This is a genomic window from Moorena sp. SIO3I6, from assembly GCF_010672095.1.
On the sequence record NZ_JAAHHU010001266.1, the window covers coordinates 1 to 1,476 of the forward strand.

A 1,476-nucleotide genomic window follows, 5' to 3' on the forward strand; every position below is an offset into this window, starting at 1 on the left:
TCCGCTTAAATGATACCTATGGTTTGCAAATTGATTGTTCCATTAACAATCAAACTGACCCCCAAACCCCTGACTGTTTTGCCAGACTCCGAGCCGAAATTGAATGGAGATTACAAGGTGAAAGGGCGATACTAGGGCAAACTTGGATGCTTTCTGGATGCTTACCAAAAACGTCGAGCAAAAGCTACGAATACATTGCTCAATCCTGTTATCATGTTTTCCAGACAGCGGCGAATTGGTCACAAGATTTACAAGGAGTATCAACACCAGAAAGTTCGACAAAACAGGAAAAAGACATTGCCAAATCTGGTGATAAGGTTTTCGATAAAGGGGCGAATTGGTCACAAGATTTACAGGGAAAAGGCAGCTTATTTGGTGGTGAAGTTTTTGAGCTGTGGCGATATCAACCCCTGAATCAGGTCAACTGCCATGTAATCATTATGCTCTTTTCTGACCAAGAAAGTATGGAAAAGGCAGCGGAGTTGTATACTGATTGGATGGGTCTGTTTAGTTATAGAAACAAAATTTTATGGGCTTACAGCCAAAGTCGCTTAATCAAAAAGTCCTTGGTAAATTTCTATAAGCAGGTTGAAGCCAATCAGAGACTTATCGCTGACCAAAACGCTTCTGGCTTTAGAGACGAAACCCTCGCAGCAAAACTCGATGACATTCAAAAGTATTTAGGGAACTATACCCTGGATTTGCCTAAACTAAATTTTCAAAACCAAATTATCGAGATTAATTTATTCAATTATCAAACCCGTTTAGAAATCATCAACCAAAAATGCAAAAAATTAGGTGCCGATAATAACCTAGAGTTTTTAGAAACCTTTAGTAAAGAGGTAAAGGAAAATTACCTATTGCAGGTTACTAAAGACTATGATATAATGGAGGTGGCCTTACGGTTGCTAGAGACGAGGCTCAATGCCATTCGTAGTCAAATTGAGCTGGAAAAAGCAGAACGCGATCGCAACTTCCAGACTCTAGTAACGGTAGTTGGTGCGGGAACAGCTGTTACGGCTTTAATGGATTTTGATGGGAAGCAGTGTGAGGCTGTATCCATGCTTATCCCCCCCTTTAAGAACAGCTGTAAAAACCCTTGGATCAATAGTGTGATAGTACCAGTTGGGCTAATCCTGATCTTTGGAGTAATTGCTTTGTGCTTGAAAAAAATCTTATCAGGTATTAGGTTGGGTTGAACTGAGCTGTTGCACCATTGTTTAATCCTTTGGTGGGCAGTGCTTACCAATGGGCTCTGGCTAGTCAGTCAATTTAACGGATGCACTGCCCACCCTACATCTGTTCCCGACTTTTGGTGGGCAGTGCTTACCAATGGGCTCTGGCTAGTCAGTGAATCTCACGGATGCACTGCCGACCCTACATCTGTTCCCTACTGGTGGGCAGTGCTTAGCAATGGGCTCTGGCCAGTAAGTGAATCTCACGGATGCACTGCCGACCCTACATCTGTTCCCTACT

Annotated in this window: 2 protein-coding genes; both read left to right on the top strand. The window is 42.5% G+C overall.

Annotated features, from left to right (window positions below):
• Nucleotides 1-1,199, top strand: a 1,199-nt coding sequence (locus F6K49_RS48395) for a hypothetical protein (protein ID WP_293109802.1), incomplete at its 5' end; no start/stop codon positions are given.
• Between the two features lie 39 nt (nt 1,200-1,238).
• Nucleotides 1,239-1,476 (top strand): hypothetical protein (locus F6K49_RS48400; protein ID WP_293109804.1); only part of this gene is annotated, 238 nt, incomplete at its 3' end.